Annotated in this window: 9 protein-coding genes; all 9 read left to right on the top strand. The window is 64.4% G+C overall.

Annotated elements, in window-relative coordinates; all coding sequences use genetic code 11:
- Positions 1–301 (top strand): Gp19/Gp15/Gp42 family protein (locus tag CE168_RS07515; protein WP_099571804.1); only part of this gene is annotated, 301 nt, incomplete at its 5' end.
- Positions 298–633 (top strand): hypothetical protein, encoded by a 336-nt coding sequence (locus CE168_RS07510; protein WP_099571803.1) that lies wholly within the window; start codon positions 298–300, stop codon positions 631–633. The genes CE168_RS07515 and CE168_RS07510, both read left to right, overlap by 4 nt.
- Positions 630–866 (top strand): hypothetical protein, encoded by a 237-nt coding sequence (locus tag CE168_RS07505; RefSeq protein WP_099571802.1) that lies wholly within the window; start codon positions 630–632, stop codon positions 864–866. The genes CE168_RS07510 and CE168_RS07505 overlap by 4 nt, the downstream gene beginning before the upstream one ends.
- The gene (locus tag CE168_RS07500) at positions 863–1252 is read left to right on the top strand and encodes a hypothetical protein (protein WP_099571801.1); all 390 of its coding nucleotides are present in this window, start codon (positions 863–865) and stop codon (positions 1250–1252) included. Before CE168_RS07505 ends, CE168_RS07500 begins: the two co-directional genes overlap by 4 nt.
- A 29-nt stretch (positions 1253–1281) precedes the next feature.
- Complete coding sequence (locus CE168_RS07495) at positions 1282–1902, top strand: hypothetical protein (protein ID WP_099571800.1); 621 nt, start codon at positions 1282–1284, stop codon at positions 1900–1902.
- Positions 1903–1997: 95 nt separating this feature from the next.
- Entirely contained in the window at positions 1998–2348 is a 351-nt protein-coding gene (locus CE168_RS07490; RefSeq protein ID WP_099571799.1) for a hypothetical protein, read from the top strand.
- Positions 2312–2719 (top strand): hypothetical protein, encoded by a 408-nt coding sequence (locus CE168_RS07485; protein WP_099571798.1) that lies wholly within the window; start codon positions 2312–2314, stop codon positions 2717–2719. The genes CE168_RS07490 and CE168_RS07485 overlap by 37 nt, the downstream gene beginning before the upstream one ends.
- 30 nt (positions 2720–2749) lie before the next feature.
- Positions 2750–5923, top strand: coding sequence for a tape measure protein (locus CE168_RS07480; RefSeq protein WP_099571797.1), 3174 nt, complete (start codon positions 2750–2752; stop codon positions 5921–5923).
- A 6-nt stretch (positions 5924–5929) separates the two neighbouring features.
- Positions 5930–8170: a fibronectin type III domain-containing protein gene (locus CE168_RS07475; protein ID WP_099571796.1), complete on the top strand. Its 2241-nt coding sequence runs from the start codon at positions 5930–5932 to the stop codon at positions 8168–8170.
- Positions 8171–8173: the final 3 nt, after the last annotated feature.

Genomic DNA, 8173 nt, shown 5'->3' with positions numbered 1-8173 from the left:
CCTTGCAGATGCCGGGCTCGGCCTCCTCCGCCTGCAATGCCCCTCATGGGCGCAGGCGGAGGAGGCCGAGCCCGGCATCTGCAAGGACATCTGCTGCAACATGGTCAAACGCGCCATGGTCGCCGAGGAGACGAACCCCGAAGGACTCAGCCAGGGATCGCAGACCACCGGCCCCTTCGCCGACAGCTGGTCGTACAGCAACCCAAACGGAGACCTGTACCTCACATCCAGCGAGCTCGCCGACCTCGACGCCGCCGGAAGCGGCCGCATGTTCACCGTCGCCATGACGGGAGACGCATGAGAACGCCGCCCACCGAAACCATCACCGTCGCCCGCGCCGACGAAACAACCACCGACGGCCGCCGCACCGTCGGCGCGCCGTCCACAGTCGGCACCGTGCAGGCGCTCGTGGAACCATGCGCATACGACCGCACCGACACCGCCGGACGACGCACCATCACGCACGGCTGCAACCTCTACCACCGCGGAGGCCTGCCGTTCGGAATCCTCGCCGGCGACCTGCTCACCGTCCGAGACCGGACCATGCGCGTCACCCAGCCGCCCGAGGTCTGGAGGCGCGGCGACACCGGCATCGGCGTGAAGATCCACGCCGAGGAAGGAGAGGACCAATGAGCAACGTCAGATTCGTCCTCAACCGCGGGAACGTCGAACGACAGCTCCTGCACAACAAGGCCCTGCTCGACAACGTGCAGGCCCAGGTCGAACGCGCCGCAGCCGGAGACCCGCGCATCACCGTGTACCGCAACGACGACGCCAGCCACGGCAACGTCGTAGCCACGGCACCGGTCGCGCTCGAAGCCAAACACGGCACACTCACCCGCATCCTCGGCCAGGTGAGCGTATGAACGCGATCGGCAGGGACCCAAGCGGCCTCATCCTCGACGGCCTCACGCAGGCCATCCCCGAAGCGGCCATCGGCTGGGACATGCCCGCCTCGACGACCATGCCGCGCGTGCGCCTCGCGCTCGACCGCGCCGCCTATCCGACGCCGGTCAGCCAGTACATGCGCCTGCGCGCCAGCGTGTACGCGCCACAAGACGACGGCAGGACATGCGACTGGCCCAAAGCCCTGGCGCTCAGCGAGACCATCTGCCGATGGCTGCTCGACAACCGGCGCAAGCGGCCCCTCATCGACGCCAGCGTCGAATCCGGACCACTCCAGACACACGACGACGACCTGCGGCAGGACTTCGCCTACACCGTCATCCTGCTCACCGTCGAAGCCGCATGACCACCACCACAAACAAAGGAGCCACACCAATGGCAAACGACACCGCCGCCCTCGAGGCGCAGCTGCTCGCCGCCGGCGCCGCCGGCCTGAGCTTCGTGTCCGAAGGCAACAGCAAGAACTACGTCAACCTCATCAAAGAGGCGGCGATCTACCGGTACGACGTCGGTGAGAACATCGGCACCTTCGGCAAGGACTGGCGTCCCGTATCCGGAAAGAAGCCGTTCGGCTACTTCTCCGAAGACGGCATCACCATCCACCCGGAGGACGGCGACACCAACGACTTCACCGCCCACAACGGAGACAACGTGCTCTCCTGGAGCTCCGGCGGATACTGGACCATCGGCTTCGCCGGCCTCGAATCGAAGAAGGAAGTCGTCGAAACGTACTTCGACGCATCCGTCGGCGCGGACGGCAGCCTGACCATCGACCACGTGGAATGCAACAAGACCGCGCAGTACGTCGTCGCAGGCGTCACCCAATCCGACCACCTCCTGCTCCTGCACGCGCCGAAATGCAAGGTCAACGAACGCGAGGACATCGAATGGAAGGTCAGCGACCTGATGAACTTCGGCATGACCCTGCGCACCTACAAGGACGTGGCCGCCACGCCGTACTTCATGAAGCTCTACGGCTTCCCCATGGACGTCTGACCATCAACCCGCGCCCCGCCGCCGTTCCCGCGCCCGCCGCCGACGGCGGGGCCCACCCGCCCTCAAGCAGCCGGCGCATCGCAGAAAGACAAACAATGACCGACAACATCCAGACCATCACACCCACAGCCATCGCCGACCCCGAAGAGGCGCGCCCCGTCCACATCCAATACGGCGACGTGAAAATGGACCTCCCACGCCTCGACGACAGCGCGAACCTGCCGACCAGCGTCATCATCGTCGGCCTCACCGCCGTCAGCCGCGGATGGAAGAACCTCACCCAAGAGGAAAAAATCAACTTCATGGCCACCATCCTCGCCTACCTCGTCCGCGAATACCCGCTCATCGAACGTGAGCTCGACACCAAGAGCGGCGACAAGATCGCCGACATCGGACGCATCATCGACGCATGGGCGCAGGCGGGGAAGACCGACCCAAAAGCCTGATCCTCATCACCCTCTGGCAGGACCACCGGGCGGCCCTGCAATACGACTGGATGCAAGTCTGGCACCAGCCCCTCGACCCGAAGACCACACCCCTCAACATCGCATGGCCGATGTGCAGGGAAATCCTCAAAAACCGGCGAAGCCACAGCTTCGCCGCGCTCGCCGGCTGGGCATACGTCCCGGACGACACCGACAAACTCGTCCAATCCATCAACCAGGGCCAGTCGAAACTCAACCTCACGCCCGACTGGGCGAAACCGGACACGCTCCTCTCGGAGCCGACACCGCCCAAACACCGGCACGACCACAGGCGACGCGCACTGCTCAACCGCCGCCTCGGCCTGCCGGAGGACTGGATGAACGAGGAATAGAGGAATAACTGAAAAGCGAAGGAGCCAACGATGGCGCAGGAACTCGGCACCGGCTACATCATCATCAGCCCAAGCACCAAAGGCCTCGGCAAAGCCATCGAAGGCTCCATCAGCAACGGCACCGCCACCGGCACCCAAAAAAGCGGCAAAAGCATCATCTCCACCATCGGCGGCGCGTTCGGCAAAATCGGCAAAGTCGGAGTCGGCGCCATCGCCGGCATCGCATCCGGCATCGCCGGCCTGACCGCGAAAGGCGGCTTCGACCGCGCGCTCAACATCGAACGCGCCCAAACCAAGCTCAAAGCCCTCAAATACGACACCGCCAGCGTCGACAAGATCATGGGCAACGCGCTCGCCTCCGTCAAAGGCACGGCCTTCGGACTCGGCGACGCCGCAAGCGTCGCCGCCACGCTCGTCGCGTCCGGCATCAAGCAGGGCGGCGACCTCGAGGGAGTGCTGACCACGGTCGGCGACGCCGCCCAGATCAGCGGCCGCAGCTTCCAGGACATGGGCCTGATCTTCTCCCAGGTCGCCGCGAAAGGCAAACTGCAGGGCGACGACATGCTCCAGCTCATGGGCTCCGGCATCCCCGTCCTGCAGTATCTGGCCGATCATTTCCACACCACCACCGAAGCGGCCAGCGACATGGTCTCCGACGGCAAAGTCAGCTTCGCCGACTTCGAGGCCGCCATGAAGGAACACATCGGCGGAGCCGCCAAGAACGCAGGCGAAAGCTTCGACGGCATGGTCGGCAACGTCAAGGCCGCCATCGGCCGACTCGGCGAACAGTTCGAGACCCCGCTCCTCAACGCCGCCACCAAAGTAGGCGGCAAGCTCATCCCCATCATCGACCAGACCACCACCGCAACCGGAAAACTCGCCGACCAGTTCGCCGGCCGCCTCGACACCGCCGCATCCATCGTCGCGCAGAAGATCGAAGACCTCGGCAACAGCATCGCCAGCGGCAAAACCAGCATCGCCGACCTCGCCGCGCAGGCCGCCACCCTCGCCGGCGGCTTCGCCACCCTCGCCACGGTCGGAGGCAACGCGGACAAAATCGTCTCGGTCCTCGACCAACTCGGCAAATCCGGAGACAAAGGCATCGCCGACCTCGTCGCCAACCTCAAAAAAGGAGGCAGCGACATCGGCGGCGCGTTCGACGCCATCAAAACCCAGATCGCCAACGCCAAAGGCTACCTCAACCCAAGCCTGCGCGACGCCATGGCCATCGACGGCGACCCCTTCGCCAACGCCATCAACCGCATCAGACAAGGCGGCAGCCAACTCGCCACCGCCACCGACGGCATATTCGACACCATCCGCGCGAAACTCACGCCAGGCGTGGCAAGCCTCGCCTTCAAATGGGAGAACAGCAGCCTGTACACCGGCCTCACCGCCACGGCCACCGGCATCAAAACCAAAGCCGGACAAATCGGCGACGCCATCACCAAAGGCCTCGGAACCGCCGCCGGAAAAATCAACACCTCACCACTCGGCAGCGCCATCACCGCCATAGGCGACAAAACAAAACCGCTGTTCAACAAAACCATCCGCGAAGCCATGACCCTCGACGGCGACCCCTTCGCCAGCGCGCTCTCCAAAATCAGCGGCAAAACCAGCGCCATCACCGGCAAAATCTCCAGCCTCGCCGCACCATTCAAAACCGCGTTCGGCAACATCTTCGGCGGACTCGGCGACGCCATCGGCGGACCACTGCAAAACGCCATCGGCTCCGCCGGAGGCAAACTCCAATCCGGCCTCGACGCCATCGGCAACCTCGTCACCGGATTCTTCGCACCGGGAAACTTCATCAAATTCCTCGGCATCGGAGCGCTCGCCGCCGCGCTCGTCGCCGGTATCGGCATGATCAACAGCCAGATGGGCGGACAACTGTCGCGGGTCATCGACTCCGCGTTCGCATCACTGCCCGACATTCTCTCCAAGGCCGAAACGTGGATCCAGTCCAGCCTGCCGCAGTTCATCTCCTCGGGCACCTACATCATCGAAATGGTGCTCCAGGGCATCACGTCCGCGCTGCCGTCGCTCATCTCTGTTGGCACGCTGCTCATCGACACCATCGTCACCAGCCTGGCCTCCCACCTGCCCGTGCTCATGCCGATGGCCGTCACCCTCGTGACCACCCTCGTGACCAGCCTCATCGCCGCCGCGCCACAGCTCATGAGCGCCGGCCTGACACTGCTCGACGGACTCCTGCAAGGCATCGTCGCAAGCCTGCCGACACTCGCCGCCGCCATCCCACAGATCATCACGGCCATCATCACCGCGCTCGCCACCGGGCTCCCGCAGCTCATGGAGCAGGGCGTGCAGATGATCCTGAACCTGGTCAACGGACTCGTGTCCGCGATGCCGCAGCTCGTCGCTCAGGTGCCGAAGATCATCTCGACGCTCATCGACGGCCTGTGCAACAACCTGCCGAACATCCTCTCCACCGGCATGCAGATGCTCTCCACCCTCGTGACGGGCCTCGCGCAGGCGCTCCCGCAGCTCATCGCATACGTGCCGCAGATCATCGCCGGCGTCGTCGGCACCATCGTCAGCCACTTGCCGCAGATCCTTTCCACCGGTGTGCAGATGCTCGCCACACTCGCCTCCGGCTTCGTGTCAGCCATCCCGCAGCTCGTCGGCAAGATCCCGTCGATCATCTCGAGCATCAAAAACGCCTTCGCCGGCGTCAACTGGGGTAGTGTCGGCCTGAACATCATCAGAGGCATCGCCGGCGGCGTCGCATCCGCCGCCGGAGACCTCGTCAACGCGGCGGTCAACGCGGCGAAGAACGCGCTCGACTGGGTCAAAAGCAAGCTCGGCATCCACTCGCCATCACGAGTCTTCCGCGACCAGGTCGGCGTGATGATCGGCAGAGGCGCCGCCATCGGCGTCGAACGAAGCGCTCCGGCGTTCAAGAACGCCGCCGACGCCATGGTCTCCGCCGCCATCCCGCAAAGCATCCCGCTGCCGACAATCTCGACCGATGCGCTCAAGGACAGCCTGCGCAAGGCCACGGCATCCATCACCGCCGGCGACATGCGCTTCTCCGCGCAGTCCACGGCGATACCTGCCGCGTCGAAGGCGACGACCTACAACATCACACTCAACAACCGCGCCATCGAAGGCAACGAACGACTCCAACGGCTCCTCGCCGAACTCGTCTCCGCCTGCGGCGCGACCGTCACCGCAAGGAGCTGATGAACAATGGCCGACGGATACGGCAACATCTGCGGAAACTGGCGCACGCACGTCAAGGCGTGGGTCACCGGCTTCACCGACACCACCGACACCATCCACGTCGAGGTATGGTGGCAGTCACTCAACGGATGGAACTACTACGGCTGGGTCGCCGCCACGGCATGGATCAACGGCCAACAAGTCGCGCACACCTCGAACTCCGGCAACAAGAACCTCGGCGTCAACAGCGAGGTGTGCATCCTCGCCGCAGACCTGACGGTCGCCAAAGCGGAATCGGCGCGCAACATCACCTGCAGCGGAAGCATCTACTGGAACGGCCCCAACTCCGGCACCAGCAACTCCAGCTGCGGCGTGTACACCGGCGGCATCAACTACCACAAGCCAAACCCGCCGAAAAACGTGTCGTTCGCCAGAGCATCCGACAACAAGGCGACCATCACATGGCAAGGCAACTGGGACAACGGCGCTCTCAAACCATGGAAACAGGTCCTCCTCGCCCAGCGCATCGCGCTCGACGGCGGGAACTGGAACACATGGAGCGATCAGAAAGGCGGATCCGGCGCGACCGTCCTCAACTGGGACAAAACCAACTACACGTACACGAACCTCAAACCGAACGGCCGCTACCAGTTCGCCGTCTACGCGCGAAACCAGGCCGGCGACTCCACCCACGTCGACTCGCCGGTCATCTACACCACGCCACGCTCGCCGGCAAAGGTCGAAGCCGTCAAGACCGGAGCCAAATCCGCGCAGATCCTCGTCGATCTGTCCGGCGGCTACGCCAATGGCTTCGACGTGCAACGCCGATGCAACGGCGGCGACTGGCAGGACCTCACCACCGGCAGCTACGCCGGCAAACCAGCGCAGGTGCTTGATGACAACACCCCGGCCGGTCTCGTCGAATACCGCGCCCGCGCCCGCCGCCCAATCTATGGAGACGACACCTCCAAAGGGATGCTCACCGGAGAGTGGACGCAATCCAACCAGATCACTACCATCTGCCCGCCAAACGCGCCGACCATCACAACGCCAAGGCAGGGCACCACACTGGCCACGCCGCTCGCGCTCGACGTCAAATGGACGCCGAATCATCCGGACGGATCAAGACAGACGGCCGCGCAGATCGAACTCACCGATCCGACCGGGACCGTCACGACGGCATCGACCACCACAGCCACCACCTACAGGCTCCAGACCAGCACAAACGGCCGATGGCAGATCCGCGTCCGCACCAAAGGCCTGCATGCCGACTGGGGCGAATGGAGCCAGCCGACCACCATCCGCACGGCGACCCCACCGAACGTCACCGTCACCGACCCAACCACCATCACCGCCAGCCCGTTCGACATCGCATGGTCGGTAGCCGATACCACCGGCGTCGCCTACCAGCGCGTCAGCATCCGCAAAGACGGAGCCGTCGTCTATCAGATCGACCTCAACGGCAGCGCCAGAAGCCTGACCGTCGATCAGTCGAAATACCTGCCGGAAAACGGCTCCGAACTCATCATCGACGTCACCGTCCAGGGCGGCAGCACCCTCACCACCACGGCAAGCCGAGGCGCTAACGTCGCCTACACCCCGCCGGCGCCACCAAAAGCCAACATCGACATCGATGGCAGCAACTTCAGCGTCATGGTCACCGCGCTCGCCGGCACTCCGACGGACGGCCAGCCGAAGACCGAATGGATGGCCGTGACCAGACTGCTCGACGGCGACGAACTGACTTTGTCGGAACGACTGGCAGACGGCAGACAGGCCATCGACAGGCTCCCGCCGCTCAACCGTGAGATCGGCTACCGCATCACGGCTCACGCCGCCAGCGGAGCAGTCAGCGAGACCATCGTCACCACGACAGTCACGACCGACATGTGCATGCTCAACTTCGGCACGGACGCCAGCGAAGCCATCCCCGTCGGCGGTGGCTTCGACATCGGCGAGAAGCAGTCGCACGACACGGAGGAGTACCACTTCGAGCTCGGAGGGGACACCGACCTGCCGGCCAGCTACTCCAGCCGCCGGCTCGACAACCAGATCACCGCCAGCACAAGCCTCGACTACCTCGACGGACAGCTCTACCAGCGCATCCGCCGCCTCGCACGCGCCAACACCTACGCATGGTGGCGCAACGTCGACGGCACCCGAGCCTTCGTCAAAGCCGCAATCAGCACACACATCAAAGCCAAAGGACCAACGGCCACGCTTGACATCGACATGACCGAAATCCTCTGGGAAGAACCAAACAGCTGAAAG

Source organism: Bifidobacterium sp. N5G01, from assembly GCF_002742425.1.
GTDB classification, from domain to species: Bacteria; Actinomycetota; Actinomycetes; order Actinomycetales; family Bifidobacteriaceae; genus Bifidobacterium; species Bifidobacterium hominis.
The sequence above is the reverse complement of the archived record's forward strand: the minus strand, read 5'-3'. Positions and strand labels throughout refer to the sequence as shown.

Coding starts and splice junctions, on each gene's coding strand:
- CE168_RS07485 (WP_099571798.1), top strand. CDS start 2,312: ATGGGCGCAGGCGGGGAAGACCGACCCAAAAGCCTGATCCTCATCACC.
- CE168_RS07505 (WP_099571802.1), top strand. CDS start 630: ATGAGCAACGTCAGATTCGTCCTCAACCGCGGGAACGTCGAACGACAG.
- CE168_RS07495 (WP_099571800.1), top strand. CDS start 1,282: ATGGCAAACGACACCGCCGCCCTCGAGGCGCAGCTGCTCGCCGCCGGC.
- CE168_RS07490 (WP_099571799.1), top strand. CDS start 1,998: ATGACCGACAACATCCAGACCATCACACCCACAGCCATCGCCGACCCC.
- CE168_RS07475 (WP_099571796.1), top strand. CDS start 5,930: ATGGCCGACGGATACGGCAACATCTGCGGAAACTGGCGCACGCACGTC.
- CE168_RS07500 (WP_099571801.1), top strand. CDS start 863: ATGAACGCGATCGGCAGGGACCCAAGCGGCCTCATCCTCGACGGCCTC.
- CE168_RS07480 (WP_099571797.1), top strand. CDS start 2,750: ATGGCGCAGGAACTCGGCACCGGCTACATCATCATCAGCCCAAGCACC.
- CE168_RS07510 (WP_099571803.1), top strand. CDS start 298: ATGAGAACGCCGCCCACCGAAACCATCACCGTCGCCCGCGCCGACGAA.